The sequence below is a fragment of the Streptomyces sp. NPDC005811 genome (assembly GCF_040630405.1).
GTDB lineage: Bacteria > Actinomycetota > Actinomycetes > Streptomycetales > Streptomycetaceae > Streptomyces.
Map to the genome: position 1 here is coordinate 1 of NZ_JBEXXK010000086.1, position 17,823 is coordinate 17,823.

Sequence of the window (17,823 nt, forward strand, 5' to 3'; positions counted from 1 at the left end):
ACCGACCGCGTCACCGCCAGCGACCACCCCACATCGACGGCGGAACCGTCCCCACGATCCAGCAGCCGCGCCGCCTGCGCCCGCAGCGCCCCCTCGCCCCGCGCCGACAGCGGCCACAGCACCACGCCGCCCTCGCCAGCACCCTCACCGGACCGTGTGGGCTCCTCGGCCGGCCCGGCCTCCTCCAGCACCACGTGCGCGTTGGTGCCGCTGACGCCGAAGGCGGAGACGCCGGCGCGTCGCGGCCGGTCGTCTTCCGTCCGTGGCCACGGCCGGGCCTCGGCCAGCAGGTCGATCCGGCCCGCCGACCAGTCGACATGGTGGGAGGGGGCGTCGACGTGCAGCGTGCGCGGGAGCAGGCCGTGCTGCATGGCCATGACCATCTTGATCACGCCGCCGACCCCGGCGGCGGCCTGGGTGTGCCCGATGTTGGACTTCAGCGAGCCGAGCCGGAGCGGGTGTTCACGGTCGCGGCCGTAGGTGGCGAGCAGCGCCTGGGCCTCGATCGGGTCACCGAGGGTGGTGCCGGTGCCGTGGGCCTCCACCGCGTCCACGTCGGCGGCCGACAGGCCCGCGCTCGCCAGCGCCGCCCGGATCACCCGCTGCTGCGAGGGACCGTTCGGCGCCGTCAGACCGCTGCTGGCGCCGTCCTGGTTGACGGCGCTGCCGCGGATCACGGCCAGCACCCGGTGCCCGTTGCGCCGCGCGTCCGACAGCCGCTCCAGCAGCACCAGGCCCGCGCCCTCGCCCCACCCGGTGCCGTCCGCCGCGTCCGCGAAGGACTTGCAGCGGCCGTCGGGGGAGAGCCCGCGCTGCCGGCTGAACTCGGTGAAGGTGACCGGGGTGGACATCACGGCGACGCCGCCCGCCAGGGCCAGCGAGCATTCGTCGGCCCGCAGGGCCCGGCAGGCCAGATGCAGCGCGACCAGGGAGGAGGAGCAGGCCGTGTCGACGGTGATGGCCGGGCCCTCCAGGCCCAGGGTGTAGGCGACCCGCCCGGAGGCGATGCTGCCCGCGCTGCCGTTGCCGATGAAGCCTTCGAGGCCGGGCGGGGGCACGTCGAAGCGGGAACCGTAGTCGTTGTACATGACCCCGACGAAGACGCCGGTGGGGCTGCCGCGCAGGGCGGCGGGGTCGAGTCCGGCCCGCTCCAGCGCCTCCCAGGAGATCTGCAGCAGCAGGCGCTGCTGCGGGTCGGTGCCGAGGGCCTCGCGGGGCGACATGCCGAAGAAGTCGGGGTCGAAGTCCGCGGCGTCGTGCAGGAAGCCGCCCTCGCGGGTGTAGCAGGTGCCCGGGTGCTCGGGGTCGGGGTGGTAGAGGGACGGGACGTCCCAGCCGCGGTCCTCCGGGAAGGGCGTGATGGCGTCGGTGCCGTCGGCGACCAGTCGCCACAGGTCCTCGGGGCCGCGTACGTCGCCCGGGTAACGGCAGGCCATGGAGACGATCGCGATGGGCTCGCGGTCCTTGGCCTCCAGCTCGCGCAGGCGGCCGGTGGTGCGGTGCAGGTCGGCGGTGACCCGCTTCAGGTAGTCGCGCAGGCGGTCTTCGCTCACAGCTCGGCCCCCAGACCCGGGTCGCACACCACGACGGAGAGCGGTGGCAGGCCCGCTGCGCTCGGATCGGTAGACAACACCGGTATCTCCTCAGGCTCGGACACCCACGCTCTGGGCATGGCTCCTCGAACACCTCGAACGCGGCCAAGTCTGGGGGCGCCCGGGCGGTCCACGGCCGCTTGACCTCCGACTCTGAAAAATCCCCTAGTTGCCCACGGCACCGGCCCGGCGGCGGGCGGCACCGGCAAATCCCTAGAGTTGCGCGGCTTTCCTGGCCTTCGTTTCGCCCGGCGTGCTGCGCTGAGGCCGCTCCCGGCCCGCCTCCCGTGCGGTCCGCCCTACGAGAGGGGTTCTTGATGACTGCCGTGCCCGCTCCTGTCGGCCCCGAGGTGGCCGCGCCGCCCGAGGTGGGTCTCGACGGTGGTGCGACCCTGCTGGCCTGGCTGCGGCGGATGCGCGACGAGCGGCCGGTGTGGCTCGATCCGGCGGGCCGCTACCACGTCTTCCGTCACGAGGACGTCCAGCGGATCACCGCCGACCCGGCGGGCTTCTCCTCGGACACGGTGACCCGGCTGTCGGGCGGCGAACGGCAACCGCCGGGCGGCACACTGCTGTTGCTGGACCCGCCGCGGCACGGCAAGCTGCGCCGGCTGGTGAGCAAGGTCTTCACCGCGAAGATGATCAACGAGCTGACCCCGCGGATCACCGAGGTGGCCACCGAGCTGCTCGACGGCCTCGACGGCGGCGACCGCTTCGACCTGATCGAGGCGTTCGCCAACCCGCTGCCGGTCATCGTGATCTCCTCCCTGCTCGGCGTCCCCGCGTCGGACCGCCCGCTGTTCCAGGTGTGGGCCGACAACCTGCTGACCGTGGACTGGGAGACGCCCGAGGGCGCCGAGGTCATGGGCCGGACCGTGCAGGAGCTGGACGCCTATCTGCGTCGGCATGTCGCCGAGCGGCGGGCGCGAGAGTACGACGACCTGATGAGCCTGCTGGTACGGGCCGAGGTCGACGGGGAGAGCCTGAACGACGACGACGTGGTGAGCTTCGCCGCGCTGCTGCTGCTCGCCGGCCATGTCACCACCGCCGTACTGCTCGGCAACATGCTGCTGACGCTCGATCTGGAAGAGGGTCTGCAGTCCGAGCTGCGCGGCGACCGGGCGAGGATCGCGCCGTTCACCGAGGAGGTGCTGCGCTGCCGGCCGCCCTTCCTCAAGATCGAACGGGTGCCGACGGCTCCCGTGGAGATCGCCGGGGAGAAGCTCCCGGAGAACGCGATGGTGTACCTCTGGCTGCTGTCGGCCAACCGCGACGAGCGGGTCTTCCCCGACCCGGACCGTTTCCTGCCGGGCCGCTCCAACGCCAGACAGCTCGCCTTCGGGCACGGCATCCACTACTGCCTGGGCGCGCCGCTGGCCCGTATGGAGGGTCAGATCGCGCTCAACCTGATGCTCGACCGCTACGCCGACATCCGGGTCGACCGCGACGCGCCGCTGTCCTACTTCGACAACCGGGTCAACGTCTTCGGTCTCCGGCGGCTGCCCCTCACGGTCCGCCGGGCCTGAGCGGCGCACCCGGGCGGACGCACACCACCAGACGGAGGACTCATGGCCTACGAGCCGAAACCACCTGTGATACCGACCGACCGCACCTGCCCCTTCGACCCCGATCCGGAGTACCGCCGGCTGCGCGAGGAGGAGCCGATCAGCCCGGTCACCTTCGACATCGCGCCGGGCCGCGACGACGGCTGGCTGGTCACCCGGCACGACCATGTGCGGGCCATCATGACCGACCCCCGGTTCAGTCACCGCGCGGAGCTGCTGGCGCTGGTGGCGTCACCGCCGTTCGAGGTGGAGAAGTACGAGCCGCAGCCGTCGGGACCGGGTTCCTTCGTCCGGATGGACGCCCCCGACCACACCCGCTACCGGCGGCTGCTGACGGGCTTCTTCACGGTCCGCAAGATCCAGGAGTACGAGCCGACGCTGGCCGGGATCATCGACGACGTGCTCGACGAGATGGCCGCCCTGCAGCCGCCGGTGGATCTGCTGCCGGAGTTCGTGCAGAAGGTCGTGCACCGATCGGTGCACTCGGTGATGGGTGTGCCCGAGGAGGACATCGCCGAGCTCGACCGGCACTTCTCGGCGATCATGCGGATCGACTACACGCTCGAGGAGTTCATCGAACACAACACGGCGCTGGACCAGACGCTGGCCCGTGTCGTCAAGGACCTGTTCGCCGAGCCCAACGACAAGCTGCTCGGGAAGCTGGTCAAGACGGGTGAGCTGACCGAGGAGGAACTGGCGAACATCGCCTGGATCACCATCGGCGGCGCGCTGGACACCACTCCGAACATGCTGGGTCTCGGCACGTTCGCGCTGCTGGAGCATCCCGAGCAGCTGGAGAAGGTCCGCAAGCAGCCGGAGCTGATGGAGCGGGCGGTGGAGGAGCTGCTGCGCTATCTGACGATCTCCCACATGGGCGCGAGCCGGGTGGCGCTGGAGGACGTGGAGGTCGGCGGCAAGAACATCGAGGCCGGGCAGACGGTGGTGCTGTCCCTGCCGGCCGCCAACCGGGATCCGGAGCAGTTCGAGAACCCGGAGGTCTTCGACGTCACCCGGCCGTCCCGGCGGCATCTGGCGTTCGGCTTCGGCATCCACCAGTGCCTGGGGCAGCATCTGGCCCGGGCGACCCTGCGCATCGGCTTCCAGAAGCTCTTCGACCGCTTCCCGGACCTGCGGCTGGCGGCCGATCCGCAGGAGATCCCGCTGCGCGACAAGGCGATGCACTACGGCGTGTACGCGCTTCCCGTCACCTGGGGGTAGACCGCACCCCGTGTCCGAGCCGCGGGCCGTCCCCGACAGGGGCGGCCCGCGGTGTCGTCCCGGTGCGCGGCGCCGGGACTAGGGCGTCACCGAAGAGGCGCTCAGGTGGGACATCCGGGGCCATGTCGTGGGCCAGGGCCGGCGCAGGCCCTGGCAGACCCATATCGGGGTGCCCCAGTTGAGGTTGTGCACCCGGTCCGCGTTGGTGACCGTGCCGCGCCTGCGCACGCTGGTGAAGAACTGCCGCAGATAGCGGGCGTCCGCGCCGACGAAGACCACGGTCGCGGTGTCGTCGGACGGCCGGCGCAGGTACCAGTAGCCGCGGTGGCCGCTGTACGGTCGCGGCAGACCGAGCCGCGGGCCGAACCGGTCCAGGGCGCCCGCCTGGTCGTACCGGTCGGTGATCAGCAGGGCCCGGCGGCGCAGGTCTGCGGGGAGCCCGCGGTGGACCCGGGCCACCGAGGCGGCCAGGTCGGGCCAGCCGACGGTTTCCATCGCCAGCCGGTCGGCGGAGGTCCGGGAGAGCCGCTGGACCGGGTAGAGCGGCAGCACCTGCACCGCCAGGGCCGCCGACGCCAGGTAGACCACGGCTGTCGACCACAGGCGTGGGCGGGTGGCGCGCAGTTCCTGCATCCCGGTGGCGCCCGCCGCCCACAGGACGGCGAACAGCCCGGCGACGTAGTAGGGCCGTCCGTGGACGACGAGGTAGCAGGCGCACAGTCCGGCGAAGGTCAGCGCGAGGAACCGGTGGGGGCGGGCCCGGCGGGCGATCAGCAGCCATCCCAGCCCGCAGCACAGGAGGACCGCTCCGGCCAGTCCGGCGGCCGAGAGGACCGTGGGGAGGAACATGGCCCGGCCGCCCTCCTCGGTGGCGACCTCCTGGGCGATGACCCCGGTCATCGCCAGTTGCGGCCAGCCGGCGCGGGCCTGCCACAGCAGCCCCGGTACGGCGGTCAGCAGGGCGCCCGCAGCCGACACCCACAGCAGCGGGCGGCGCAGCAGGTCCCGGGGCCCGGCGAGGAGCAGGGCCACGAGCAGCACGGCCCAGAGGCCGACGCTGAGGAACTTGACCTGGAGGGAGACCGCGGCGGTCAGGCCGAGCAGGGGCAGCAGCCGGTCGCGCCGGGTGCGGACCCAGCGCACCAGAAGCCAGACGCCGAACGTGGTCAGGAAGATGTCCAGGGTGGCGGTGATGAGCAGATGGCCCATCTGGAGCATGACCGGCGAGACGGCGTACGCACCGGCGGTGGCGACCTGGGCCGCCCGTCGGCCGCCCAGCTCCCGGGCGGTGAGGGCGGCCGTCAGCACCCCGAACGCGGTGAGGACCGCGGCCGGCGCGCGCAGCGCCACGAGCGAGCCGGGGGACACGGTGTCGAGGGCGTGCGTCAGCAGGGGCAGCAGCGGGGGCTGGTCGGCGTACCCCCAGGCGGGGCTGCGGCCCGCGGCGAGGAAGTACAGCTCGTCGCTGAAGTAGCCGAACCGGTCCGCGGTGAGGAGCAGCAGGGCCGCGGTGGCGCAGGCCACGAGGCACACGGGCAGCAGGGCCAGGGGTGGGGGAGGAACGGCCGCCGACGGTACGGCGGGGGGACGGGTACGGGGGGTGGCGCCGGGAGGCCGGTACCCGCCGTCGCGGTGGGTGGCCTGGTCCCGGGCTGTGGGGGGCATCGTCGCTTCCTCGATCCTGTCGGGTTCGCGGTGGAGGGCACCGCGGTGCCCTGCGCGTCGAACCTACGGTCGGCCGCCCACTCCGGAACGGGGTGTTCCCCTTTACCGGCCCGGGAGTAGGGGCGATTCCCTAGTCTTCGGCGCCCTCGGTGGCCCCGGCTGTCGCGGCTGTGCTGGTGTGGAGACTCCGAACCGCCCGACGGCCCCGTCCGCTCGTGTCGCGGTTCGGGCCCCTGCCCGGCCGACCTGCGGTGGACGCTTTCGCGGCGCCCTGTCACTCCCCCCGGCCCGGCCGATCCCTCAACCGATCACGGAGAGACGACAGTCGAGTGATGGACCTTCAGTTCATGTGCGGCGGGACCGGATCGCGGCCCCGCACGGTCAGGGCGTGCGCGTCATGACGGCGGCGATCGTCGCGGACGGCGTCCGCAAGCGGTACGGGGACATCCAGGCCGTCGACGGAGTCTCGCTGCACATCGAGGCGGGCGAGTTCTACGGCATCCTGGGTCCCAACGGCGCGGGGAAGACGACCACCCTGGAGATTCTGGAGGGTGTCCGCGAGCCCGACGAGGGGCGGATCGAGCTGTTCGGCGAGAGCCCCTGGCCGCGCAATCCCCGGCTGCTGAGCCGCATCGGCGTGCAGTTCCAGGCGTCGTCGTTCTTCGACAAGCTCACCACACGCGAGACCATCTGCCTGTTCGCGTCCTTCTACCGGGTCGGTGTCCGGCAGGCCGACGCGATGCTGGAGCGGGTCGGCCTCACCGAGTTCGGCGCCGTACCGGCCGACAAGCTCTCCGGCGGCCAGGCGCAGCGGCTGTCGATCGCCTGCGGTCTGGTGCACGACCCGGAGATCGTCTTCCTGGACGAGCCCACCGCCGGTCTGGACCCGCAGGCCCGCCGCAATCTGTGGGACCTGCTGCGGGACGTCAACGAGGAGGGCCGCACCCTGGTCCTCACCACGCACTACCTGGACGAGGCCGAGCTGCTCTGCGACCGGGTGTCGGTGATGGAGAAGGGCAGGGTGCTCAAGACGGGCGCGCCGGCGGCCCTGATCCGCGAACTCGACGACATGGTGCGGGTGAGCGTGGAGTCCGGGCTGATCAAGGCCGACGCCCTGCGTGATCGGCTGGTGTCGGCCGGAGTGGAGAACGCGGCGGTGGAGGACGACGGGATCACGCTGTCGATCGCCACGCACTCCCCCGGGCCGGTGCTGTCGATCCTGGCCGACCACCGGGCACTGCGCAGCCTTCAGGTGCGCGGCGCCACCCTGGAGGACGTCTTCCTCCAGCTGACCGGACGGGAGTACCGCGCGTGAGCATCGACGAGACGTCCTCCCGTTCCCCCGGGACGGCCGCGCAGGCCTCGGCGGAGCGGGAGAAGGCCGTGGTCGAGGCCGGTCCGGGCCGCAAGGGCCCTGTCAAGGACAGACGGCTGAACCCGATCCGCGAGCTGGCCCGGGCGATGATCCTCAGCGTCCTGCGGGACAAGGGCACGATCTTCTTCCTGATGATCTTCCCCATCCTGTTCCTGATGTTGTTCGGCTCGTTGTTCAAGAGCGACGGGACCTCGCACATCAAGGTGGCCCAGGTCGGCCGGGTGCAGGTGCTCGACTCGCTCACCGGGGATCAGCGGGACCAGCTGTCCAAGGCGGCCACGATCACCAAGGTCGACAGCGAGTCGGCGGCGCTGGAGAAGGTGCGCAAGGGGGACTACGACGCGCTGATCGAGCAGGACGGTGACACCGTCGTGCTGCGCTACAGCCTGGCCGACTCGGTCAAGGGGGCTTCGGCCCGGGCGACGCTGAACGCGGTGCTGGAGCAGGCGAACCTGGCCGCGACCGGGATGACCGCCAAGTACACGCTGAAGGCCAGTCAGGTCGAGGACGACTCGGTCAAGCCCATCCAGTACCTGACCCCCGGTCTGCTGGGCTTCGCCGTGGCCACCAGCTCGGTGTTCAGCACCGCCCTGACACTGGTGACGCTGCGCCGCAAGAAGATCCTCCAGCGGATGCAGCTGTCGCCGATCCGCCCCTGGGAGGTGGTGGCCGCCCGTATCTCCATGACCATGCTCATGGCGCTGACGCAGACAGCCCTGTTCCTGGCGGTGGCGACCCTGCCGTACTTCGGTCTCCAGCTGACCGGCAACTGGTGGCTGGTGGTGCCGTTGGTGGTGTGCGGGACGCTGGCGCTGATGTCGCTGGGCCTGCTCATCGGCTCGGTCACCAAGACCGAGGAGGCCGCGGGCGGTCTGGCCCAGCTGCTGGTGCTGCCGATGTCGCTGCTGTCCGGATCGTTCTTCTCGCTGGACAGCGCCCCGGAGTGGGTGCGGGCGGTCTCGTACGTGATGCCGTTGCACTATCTCGTGGAGGGCGGCGAGTCGGTGCTCAGCCGGGACGGCGGTGTCCTCGACGTGCTGCCCACGATGGGCGGCATGCTGGGTTTCGCCGCCGTGGTGACCGCGGTGACGCTGCGGTTCTTCAAGTGGAACGAAGGATGAGCCGGGGCTGAGCCGACGCTGACGGACGACGTCCGGGCCCTCTGCCGCACCCATGCGGCAGAGGGCCCGGACGTGTGTCTCGGGACGGGGTCAGTCGCGGTCGCCGCCCTGCCATCCGTCGTGGTGCAGGACTTCTTCGAGCGGTCGCCGCGGCCCCGGCCGGAACGTGGTGCGCAGCGGATACGCCGTCGGCAGCAGGGCTCCCTGGCGGACGGTGGGCGGCAGGCCCAGCAGCTCGGCGACCTCCCGCTCACGGTCCAGATGGACGGCCGTCCAGGCGGTGACCAGGCCCCGGCTGCGGGCGGCCAGCGCGTAGTTCCAGGCGGCCGGCAGCAGCGAACCCCAGAATCCGGCCTGGTTGCCCTCGGGCAGCCGGCCGTCGGCCACGTCGAGGCAGGGGATGACCAGGACGGGCACCCGGTGCAGCCGCTCGGCCAGCAGTCGGGCGCCGGTGAGCACGGAGCGGGTTCCCTCGGGCTGCTCGTCCAGCCGGCGCAGGGCGGCGCCGTTGCGTTCGTCGAAGGCGGTCCGGTAGACCTCGGCCACGGCGGCGCGGATCCGCGGATCGGTGAGCATCAGCCAGTGCCATCGCTGGCGGTTGTTGCCGTTGGGGGCCTGCAGGGCGATGCGCAGGCAGTCCTTGACCAGTTCCGGGTCCACCGGGCGCTCCAGGTCCAGGCCGCGCCGTACGGAACGGGTCGTGGTCAGCAGTTCCTCACCCGACAGGGGCGGCGGATCGGTCACGGCAGCAGCACCGCCCGGACGGCCAGGGCGAGGTACGTCGTCACGACGAAGCCCATCGCGGTGAGCAGGGGCCAGCCGCCGCGGCGGGCGGTCAGGAACCGTCGGGCGCCCCAGGCCGGCAGGACCGCCGTCAGACAGGGCAGCAGCCCGGGCACGCCGTCCGGGGCGAACAGGACGACCTGGCAGGCGACCGCCCCGGCCGCGAGGGCGGCGGTGACCGCCGCGCTGCGCCGGGGGCCGAGGTCGGCCGAGTACAGGCGGGCGCCGGGCTCCGCCTCCCATGCGGTCTTGCGGGCGAACTCGAAGTGCAGGAACACACAGGCGCACAGGCCGAGCAGCAACGCCCCGCGCCCGTCGGCGGTGACGGTCCCGGCGGCGGCCAGGGACCCGTACACGTAGACGCCGAGCAGCACCTGCACCGGGTAGGTGACGGCGAGGTTGAGCAGCTGCCGGTCGCGCACCGCCGCGGAGAGGCGTTCCAGGGCGGCGAGGAACAGGCCGTAGCCGAGAGCGGCCAGGATCAGCAGGACGGCCGTCGTGGACAGCGCCGCGTTCAGGCCCACCGCCACCGCGGTGAGGGCGGCCATCGCACCGCGCAGCTCGGCGACGGTGATCGCGCCGGTGACCAGCGGCCGGTCCGGGTGGTGGACACGGTCGTACGCCAAGTCCTTCTGCTCGTCCAGCATCCGCAGGAACAGCAGCGCGAGGACGACACTGACGACCCGGACCCCGGTGGCCCCGGTGGGCCGCCAGGCCGTACCGGTCAGCGACACGGCGGAGCCCTCCAGGGCGAGCACCCACAGCAGGCCGTAGGTGGCGTAGATGTGGGGCCGGAACATGCGCAGCACGAACCGGCCCAGCCGGCCGGGGATACGGGGCACGGCGACGGTGCTCACTGCGGGGTGTCCTCTGTCTCGGGTCCGGTATCCGGTGTCCCGCGTCGTGGCGGGCGGCTCAGACACGGGCGTGGGCCGCGGGGCACGCCAGGACGCCTGCCGGGACGGCCGGGTCGCGGTCGGCGAACCCGATGCGGGCGTCGGCGACCAGGGCGCCGGCCTGGCGCAGGGTGCACTCGATGTCGGCTCCCGGCACCACCGGAGCGGTCCGGCACTCCAGGGGGAGGTCCATCTCCGCGAAGCGGCGGAACCGGACCCGCAGGCGGACGGGCAGCGCCGTGGGCGCGCGCACCGCGCCGTCGACCACGGCGGCGGTCAGGGCCAGTTGGCGGAAGGCCTCCAGTTCCAGCATGCCGGGAACGTGGTCGACCCAGTGGTCGTAGAGGGTCGGGTGTGTGGTCTCGGCGACCAGGCGGGCCGAGCGGACGCCGTCGTGGGCGGTGTGCGGTGGTGTGATCACCGCGTTGGCCCGGTTGCGGCGGCCGACCCGGCCCGGGTCCAGGGGTCGTCCGGGCAGTGCGACAGGACGGTCGGACAGGCCGAGGGCGTGCCGCTGCCCGGCCCGCAGGCGGCTCCACACCTGCGGTGGCATCCACGAGTACCCGATGCGGGCGAGCAGTGCCGCACGGGCGCCGATCGTCGCGGTGAACCGCAGCCGCAGCCCGGTCACCCCGCTCCGGTCGCGGATCCGGTGCTCGACGCGGACGCCGATGACCGCTTCCGTGGGGGTGTCGTCGCAGACCAGGGCGGCGGGCTCGGGCACCTCGTACTCGACCGTCCGCAACAGGAACTTGTGGCCGAGGGGTACGTCGAGGTAGCGGTGGGCCACCACGAAGATGCCCTGGCGGCAGGCCTCCAGCACCAGCAGCGGATCGTGATGCGTGCGGGGGCCGAGGACGTCGTCGTAGAAGGGGTGGAGGCGGGGAAGCTGTGCGGCCAGCCGCATCTCGTCCTCGCCGAGGCGCTCCGCGTCGGTCAGGAAGACCTCGGCGATCGCTGCCCGGTGCACCAGCTCCTTCGGGAGTGTCCGGGCGAACTGCATGGCGGCTCCTCGTTCATTTCAGGGCGCCGCGGACGGCGTCCAGGTGGCGGCGCCACTGGTCGACGCCGGCCCCGTCCAGCACCGGCGCGCGACCGGGCTGCCGCATGGGGAGCACCTTGGATCCGACGACGACCGTGTCCCACGGATCGATGTCGAGGCCGTGCTCCCAGGCGTGTTCCAGGAGTTGACGCGGGGTGGCGGCGAGGTCGAGGCCGGGTCGGCCGGAGAGCGCGGCGCGCAGACGTTCGACGGCGGGCTCGAAGTCGAGGTCGCGCGGCTTGGTGTGCGCGTACAGTTCGTCGGCCAGGTCCAGCGCGTGGCCGGTCCGGTCCTCGTCCGCGAGCGCGGAGCGGAAGAGGCGGTCCCGCTCGGCGTGGTCGAAGTGCACGGCCAGCTCGCGCAGCACGTCGGCGGGTTCGTCGGGGGTGTGCACGAGGTTGAGCAGGTAGCTGTAGCGGCCCAGCAGGTGACGGAGCTGGCCGGCCACCCGGGCCTCGGGGTCGGTGGGCCCCTTCAGCTGGGTGAGGCGGACCGAGGCCGGGATGTCGCTGTCGCGCCCGGGGCGGACGAGGAGGACGAGGGCGTCCGCGTCCTCCAGGAACAGCGCGGCGAGCCGCCTGCGGTGGGGGGTGGCGAGGTTCCACTGGAAGTACCACAGGGAGCGGATCATGGTCCGGGTCAGCCGGGTGGTCGCGGCGCCGACGATCCGGAAGTCCTGCTCGGCCAGCCACTCCACGGCCGCGTCCAGCCTGCGGGCCACCACGGCGTCGGGCTTCAGCAGCAGCGCGGCGTGACGATGGGCGAAGCCGGTGGCGTCGTCGGTGAGGGCGGCGAGCTGTTCGTAGCTCTCCTGGTAGTAGGTGTCCGCGCCGTAGAGCCGCTGTTTCTCGGGGTGGCAGGTCAGCAGGGGCGAGACGCGGATGCCGTGCGCCGGCTCGGGGTGGTCGGGGTGGGTCATCGTGCGGTGCTCCCGTCCGTCGGGGCGGCGGCCGCATCCCGGGGCGGGGGCGCGCCGAGGTAGCCGACCTTCAGGCAGTGGTCGAGGAGGCGGCGCAGGTAGGGGCGTCCGCCCGCGTAGGCCGGACGGCCGCTGAAGGCGGCGGCGCGGCTGTCGTCGAAGCGGATACGGCGCCGGAAGTAGGTGTCGTAGAGGGAGATGACACGGTCGTAGTAGGGGCGTTCGCGGTCGGGCAGGGCCGACGGGGAGAACGCGGACGGCGGCACGAACCTCGCCACCTGGAACGACGGGTACTCGGCGAGGACGTCGGAGAAGTCCCGCAGGGTCAGCAGCTGGCCGACCGCGTGCAGGGTGAGGCCCTCGGCGCCCTCGAAGCGGGTGGTGGCCTCCGTCACCAGGTCGGCGACGTGGTCGACCGGCACGAGGTCCAGGGCGGCGTCGTAGTGGCCCGGTACGGTGCGCACCAGACCCCTGGTGATGATCTTGAGCACGGGGTAGATGGTCTTGAAGTCGCGGGAGCGGCCGGTGCGGGCTGCGCCGGTGACGATGCTGGGGCGCACCACGGCCACCGGCAGGCCCTCCGCGGCGGCCTTGCGGACCAGGGTCTCCGCGGCCAGTTTGCTCCTCTCGTAGCCGTTGCCGGGCTGCTGGCCGACGTCGAGTTCGTCCTCCCGTGCCACCCCGTCGCGCTCCCCGCACACATAGGCCGTGCTGACGTGCACCAGCGGGGTGCGGTGGGCCAGGGCGAGGTCCAGGACGTGCCGGGTGCCGGCCACGTTGACGCTCTCGTACCGCTCCTCGGGCAGTCCGAAGTCGGTGACGGCGGCGCAGTGCACGATCCGGTCGGCGGTCGCGACGAGCCGCCGGTCGTCCTCGGTGAGCCCGAGGCCGGGGCGGGTGACGTCACCGGTGATCCGGGTGAGCGTGCCGGGACCGGGAGTGACGCTGCGCCCGCTGTTGCGGACGATGCCGCCGTTGCTGTGCAGCAGGGTGAGCACGGTGTGGCCCGCGCCGGTGAGCCGGGCGGTCACCTCCGCGCCCACGAAACCGCTGGCGCCGGTCACCAGCACCGTCATCGTGTCGGCCATCGATCGGTCCTCCGGGAAGTGTCGGGGGCGGGGCTCAAGCGGCCTGGTGGGGCTGGGCGCCGTTGCTGGCGAGCAGGTCGCGGGCTTCCTCGAGGGGCAGTTCCGCGTCGAGGTAGGCGCCGATGCGCAGCCAGTCGTAGCCGAGCTCCAGCGTGGCCCGCCAGGTGTCCGCCGAGTCGAAGGAGAGGGGGAAGGCGTCGGCGCCCGCCGTGCCCCGCACCTGGGCGACGTAGTCGCGCACCTCGGTGAGGAGGGCGTCGCCGCGCTGCGCCGAGTCGACGGTGCGGCTCAGGAGTTGCCGGGCGCGGGTGCCGATCGGCCGGGTGGCGGGTGGCAGCAGGTCGATACGGCGGACCAGGTCGGAGTCGGCGGGCAGCGGGTTGACGCCGTACGCGCTGAACAGGCCGCGCAGCGCGGCGTGCACGGCGCGGCGGGCGGTGAGTTCGGCGACCCGCCACTGTCCTCGCTGGAGGGCCCCGGTCAGGTCCTCGATGGCGTTCTCGACGACGACGTTGGACCACACCAGGGCCATCGTGGCCGCGGCGAACCGCTCGGCGGGCAGCGGCACGAGGTCGATGGCGTCGGGGCCGCCGACGGCCGCGCCGCGCACCGACAGCAGCGGCTGCGCGGTCGACGGCGGCGGGGTGACGGGGCCGGGGGGCGCGGCGAGCGGCAGCGCCGGGGTGACGGTGCCGCCGCCCTTCCAGGCCAGCCGGATCAGCCCGTAGCGCACGAACGCGGCGAGCAGCGGGCCGGGTTCGGCGACGCCGGTGTCCGAGGCCGCCGCCAGGACCGCGGGCAGCGGCCGGCCCAGGACGAGGGAGCGCCAGACCGCCCCGGCGCGCTCGCCGAGGGCGAACACCTCGCGCCGGCCGCGCACGACGTGCACCCGCTCGTCGGTCTGCCAGGTGGTCACCCCCGCGACGCGTTCGACGGTGAGGCGCTCGGGTCGGTGGGGAACGCCGGTGAGGCCGAGTCGACCGGCGAAGGCGAGGCAGGCGGTCAGGTGCGCCCTGGCCGCGTGGGCGTCGCCGGCTTCGGGGGCGGCGGCCTCCAGTTCCCAGTAGCGGTCGGCGACGTCGGGCCGGTCGGCGCGGTCGAGCTGCATGGACAGCCACTTGGGTTCGAGGTAGGTCTCGCCGTGTCCGGCCGCCCACGACTTGACGGTCTGGACGAGTCCGGCGCGGGTCCAGTCGACCGCCTCGTCGCTCTCGCCGAGGCAGAGCAGCGCCATCGCGTGCCGCAGGGACTGCCGGGCCCGGTGCGCCCACCAGTCGGCGGCGATCGCGGCGAACCGCTCCGCCGGCAGCATCGCCTTGACCTCGTCGACCAGGGCGTGGCCGCGCAGCGGGTGGCTGTGCAGCAGCCGCTGGCAGCGGTTGAGCAGGTCTTCGGAGAGCCGGCCCGGTCGCCGGGCGCCCTCGTGCAGGGCCTGGAACTGGTCGGCGATCTGACGGACCGACCGGGTGCGGATCTCCACCCTGCGGCCGTCGACGAAGAGCAGCGACGGCATGGTGGGCAGGTCGTCCTCGGACCGGGCGATGAGCAGGAAGTCGATGTCGGAGGAGGGGTTGCCGAAGCCCTCCGCGATGGACCCTTCGAGCACGACGGCCCAGCCGGCGCCCCGCGGCAGTTCGGCGAGCGACTTGTCGAGCAGGTCCTGCAACTGGTCCTCGGTGAGGATCACGGATGGGTCTCCGTCCTGGGGGTGTGCGGGGTCTCGGCGGCCGCGCCGCCGTCGGGCGGATCGGCGAGTACGGTGACCGTCCCGGCGGCGCCGTCGACGCGCAGGAGGGTGCCGGTGCGGATCTCGGTGGTGGCGTTCCTGACCTGCACCACCGTCGGGATCCCCAGTTCCCGGGCCACGACGGCGACATGGGTGAGCGGGCTGCCGCGTTCGATGACCAGGGCGGCGGCCGAGGGCAGCGCGGCCACCCAGCCGGGGTCGGTGCGGTAGGCGAGCAGGATGCCGCCGCCGATGTCACGGGGGGTGTCGGTGACCACGGCGGGGCCTTCGACGACTCCGGGGCAGCAGGGGGTGCCGTGCAGTTCGCGGGCGCCGCTGCGGGCGGCGGGTCCGCTGCTCCAGCCGGCCCGTTCCAGGTTGCCCGACCAGTACGGGGCGCCTCGGGTGGTGAAGCGGGCCGGGGCGTGCAGTTCGGCGTCCGCGGCGAGCCGGGCCCGTCGCAGCGCCGCCAGTTCCTTCAGTTCGGTGTGGCCGATCATGCCTTCGTAGGCGCCCCGTACCTCCTCCAGACGCAGCATGAACACGTCGTCCCAGGCGGTGAGGGCACCGGTGCGGGCGAGGTCGCGGCCCAGGGCGCGCAGCATGCGTTTGGCGGCGCCGAAGGCGCGGGTGCGGCAGAACCTGAGCCGTTCGCGGTCGGTGAGCGCGGCGCGTGCCTTGTGCCGCACCCGCTCGTACACCCAGCGGCGGGGGCCGCGCAGATGCCGGTCGAGGTACGCGTCGGCCTCGCCGTGGTGCTCGCCCGCGCCGCCGTCCCGCGTCTCGGGCAGGGCGTCGCGCAGCAGGGTGAACAGTCCGGCCGGGTTCTCGTACAGGTCGGGGACCTCGAGCTTGAGTTCGTCGGGGCTGCGGTAGCCGTAGCGGGCGACGTAGGCGTCGACGGCGGCCACGATGCCGGTGTGCCCGGCCTTGACGAGCGCCTCGTAGGCCTCCTCCTCGGGGGTGTGCTCCAGCAGGTGCCGCGCGGCGTCGTCGGCCCGCACCCGCGCGGCCAGCTCGGTCAGCGCCCAGGCGGGTTCGGCGGATTCGACGTCGCCGCCGGGAGCGGCCGCGGCCCAGGTGAACCACTCGGGGGCGTCGGGCAGCCAGCGACGGGTGAGCAGGGCCAGCAGACCGACGGAGAGCAGGATCGTGGCGTCCAGGGCCTGCATGGGGCCCCACTTCTCGATGAGTTCCCTCTGGAGCCGACGGAAGCGGCGATGGGTCTCGTCGCCGGGCAGCGCGTCGTAGTCGACGTCGTTGAAGACCTCGTACGCCCGGTAGAAGTCGCGGTGGAAGGTCTCCACGGACTTGCCGATGGTCAGGAAGCGCCGGGCGAACACGGCCGTCCGGGCCAGCCGTGAGAGGCGGCCGCGCAGTCCGGTCCGGGGGATGAAGGGGTGCAGTGCGTCGGCGGTCTCGTCGGAGATGCTCTCCGCGACGCCCAGCGACTTCTCCAGGACACGGCGGTTGAGCGGGTACAGCGGCGCCAGGCGCACCATGCGGTACCAGTGGTACAGGTTGTAGTAGACCCGTCCGTGGATGTAGCCGAGCAGGTGCGGGGTCCACTCCTGGACCTCGCGCAGCTGCTCGCCGCGGACGCCGAGCGCGCGGGCGTAGCTCTCGTACACCTTGGCGTAGGTGTCGGCGGCGAAGCTGTAGGTGAGCGGGGAGACGACGCCGCTGAAGCTTTCGATGATGTTGGAGTTGTCCCAGATCCGCAGCTCCCCCTCGGGTTCCGGCGAGGTGCCGGGGTCGCGGCCGAGGGTGGTGACGGGGCGGCTCTGCAGGAGCCACAGGGTGCCGTCGGCGATGGCCCATTCGATGTCCTGCGGGGCGCCGTAGTACGCGGTCGCGCGGACCCCGGCCGCGTGCAGCTGGGCCAGGTCGCCGACGGTCAGGGACAGCGCCTCGCGGTCCTCGTCGGCGACGGGCGAGACCCGGCAGCCCGGTCCGGCGCCGGCGTCGTAGCGCTCCCGCTTGTCGCCGATCGTCGTACTCAGCGGTTCGCCGGTGGTGGCGTCGAGGACGACGGTGTCGGCGTCGACCGCGCCGGAGACCAGCCCCTCCCCCAGCCCGTGGACGGCGCTGACCACATGGCGGTCGGTGCGGCCGGCCGTCGGATCGGCGGTGAACAGCACGCCGCTGCGCTCCGCGGGCACCATGCGCTGGACGACGACGGCGACGCCCGCGGTGCCGGGGGCCAGCCCGCGTTGCGCCCGGTAGTGCAGGGAGCGCTCGGAGAATCCGGAGGCCCAGCACCGGCGGACGTGGGCGGTGACCTCGTCGAGGCCGCTGACGTTGAGGTAGCTGTCGAACTGCCCGGCGAAGGAGTGCTCGGTGCCGTCCTCCTCCAGGCCGGACGAGCGGACCGCCACCAGTCCGCCACCAACCTGACGGTAGGCGAGGGCGATGGCCGACGCGGTGCGCTCGTCGAGGGGGGTCGCCTCGACGAGGGCGGCGATCTCGGCGGCGACCCGCCCTGCCGTGGTGTCCCAGCCGTCGGCGAGCAGCCGGGCCAGATGCTCGTCGAGGCCGCTGCTGCGGGAGAAGCCGGCGAAGACGTCGAGGCCGATCACCGACCACTCCGGCACCTGGAAGCCGGCCGCGGTCAGGGCGTGCAGGTTTCTGCCCTTTCCGCCCGCGCACCGGGCGATCAGGGACTCCTCGCTGGAGGGCGACAGAACACCGAGGGACTGGTGTTCGGATTCCGTGGTGAGCGACAACGTGATTCCTCCGCATGGCTTGCGCTCGACCTCACCGGAAGTCTCACGGCGGGACCGGACGAAACCCTTCGAGTCGGGTGCCGTGGCAACTTCGCTGAAAAACGCCG

The 17,823-nt window shown here is 72.8% G+C and carries 13 protein-coding genes; 4 read left to right on the forward strand and 9 right to left on the reverse strand.

Features of this window, described 5'->3' with window-relative positions; all coding sequences use genetic code 11:
* Positions 1–1,553 (reverse strand): beta-ketoacyl synthase N-terminal-like domain-containing protein (locus ABZ490_RS48920; RefSeq protein WP_359006384.1); only part of this gene is annotated, 1,553 nt, incomplete at its 3' end.
* A 356-nt stretch (positions 1,554–1,909) separates the two neighbouring features.
* Between ABZ490_RS48920 and ABZ490_RS48925 the strand changes: the two genes are divergently transcribed.
* Both ABZ490_RS48925 and ABZ490_RS48930 read left to right on the forward strand, forming a co-directional pair.
* Positions 1,910–3,118, forward strand: a complete 1,209-nt coding sequence (locus ABZ490_RS48925) for a cytochrome P450 (RefSeq protein ID WP_359006387.1) — start codon at positions 1,910–1,912, stop codon at positions 3,116–3,118.
* 42 nt (positions 3,119–3,160) lie between these two features.
* Positions 3,161–4,375: a cytochrome P450 gene (locus ABZ490_RS48930; protein ID WP_359006390.1), complete on the forward strand. Its 1,215-nt coding sequence runs from the start codon at positions 3,161–3,163 to the stop codon at positions 4,373–4,375.
* Between the two features lie 78 nt (positions 4,376–4,453).
* Here ABZ490_RS48930 and ABZ490_RS48935 read toward each other — a convergent pair whose 3' ends face one another.
* Entirely contained in the window at positions 4,454–6,040 is a 1,587-nt protein-coding gene (locus tag ABZ490_RS48935; RefSeq protein WP_359006392.1) for a glycosyltransferase family 39 protein, read from the reverse strand.
* A 397-nt stretch (positions 6,041–6,437) separates the two neighbouring features.
* Here ABZ490_RS48935 and ABZ490_RS48940 point away from each other — a divergent pair, with 397 nt between their 5' ends.
* Both ABZ490_RS48940 and ABZ490_RS48945 read left to right on the forward strand, forming a co-directional pair.
* Complete coding sequence (locus ABZ490_RS48940) at positions 6,438–7,355, forward strand: ABC transporter ATP-binding protein (protein WP_359006424.1); 918 nt, start codon at positions 6,438–6,440, stop codon at positions 7,353–7,355.
* On the forward strand, positions 7,352–8,536 hold the full coding sequence (locus ABZ490_RS48945; RefSeq protein ID WP_359006395.1) for an ABC transporter permease: 1,185 nt from the start codon (positions 7,352–7,354) through the stop codon (positions 8,534–8,536). The genes ABZ490_RS48940 and ABZ490_RS48945 overlap by 4 nt, the downstream gene beginning before the upstream one ends.
* A 90-nt stretch (positions 8,537–8,626) precedes the next feature.
* Here ABZ490_RS48945 and ABZ490_RS48950 read toward each other — a convergent pair whose 3' ends face one another.
* The 7 genes from ABZ490_RS48950 to ABZ490_RS48980 are packed head-to-tail and all read right to left on the reverse strand — an operon-like array spanning position 8,627 to position 17,716.
* On the reverse strand, positions 8,627–9,280 hold the full coding sequence (locus tag ABZ490_RS48950; protein ID WP_359006398.1) for a nitroreductase family protein: 654 nt from the start codon (positions 9,278–9,280) through the stop codon (positions 8,627–8,629).
* Entirely contained in the window at positions 9,277–10,176 is a 900-nt protein-coding gene (locus ABZ490_RS48955) for a hypothetical protein (RefSeq protein WP_359006401.1), read from the reverse strand. The genes ABZ490_RS48950 and ABZ490_RS48955 overlap by 4 nt, the downstream gene beginning before the upstream one ends.
* Before the next feature lie 58 nt (positions 10,177–10,234).
* The gene (locus ABZ490_RS48960) at positions 10,235–11,218 is read right to left on the reverse strand and encodes a ScbA/BarX family gamma-butyrolactone biosynthesis protein (protein ID WP_359006404.1); all 984 of its coding nucleotides are present in this window, start codon (positions 11,216–11,218) and stop codon (positions 10,235–10,237) included.
* A gap of 13 nt (positions 11,219–11,231) precedes the next feature.
* Entirely contained in the window at positions 11,232–12,176 is a 945-nt protein-coding gene (locus ABZ490_RS48965) for a nucleoside-diphosphate kinase (protein ID WP_359006407.1), read from the reverse strand.
* Complete coding sequence (locus tag ABZ490_RS48970) at positions 12,173–13,264, reverse strand: SDR family oxidoreductase (RefSeq protein WP_359006410.1); 1,092 nt, start codon at positions 13,262–13,264, stop codon at positions 12,173–12,175. Before ABZ490_RS48970 ends, ABZ490_RS48965 begins: the two co-directional genes overlap by 4 nt.
* Before the next feature lie 34 nt (positions 13,265–13,298).
* Positions 13,299–14,951: a nucleotidyltransferase domain-containing protein gene (locus tag ABZ490_RS48975; protein ID WP_359006413.1), complete on the reverse strand. Its 1,653-nt coding sequence runs from the start codon at positions 14,949–14,951 to the stop codon at positions 13,299–13,301.
* Positions 14,948–17,716 (reverse strand): phosphoenolpyruvate synthase, encoded by a 2,769-nt coding sequence (locus ABZ490_RS48980; protein WP_359006416.1) that lies wholly within the window; start codon positions 17,714–17,716, stop codon positions 14,948–14,950. The genes ABZ490_RS48975 and ABZ490_RS48980 overlap by 4 nt, the downstream gene beginning before the upstream one ends.
* Positions 17,717–17,823 lie beyond the last annotated feature (107 nt).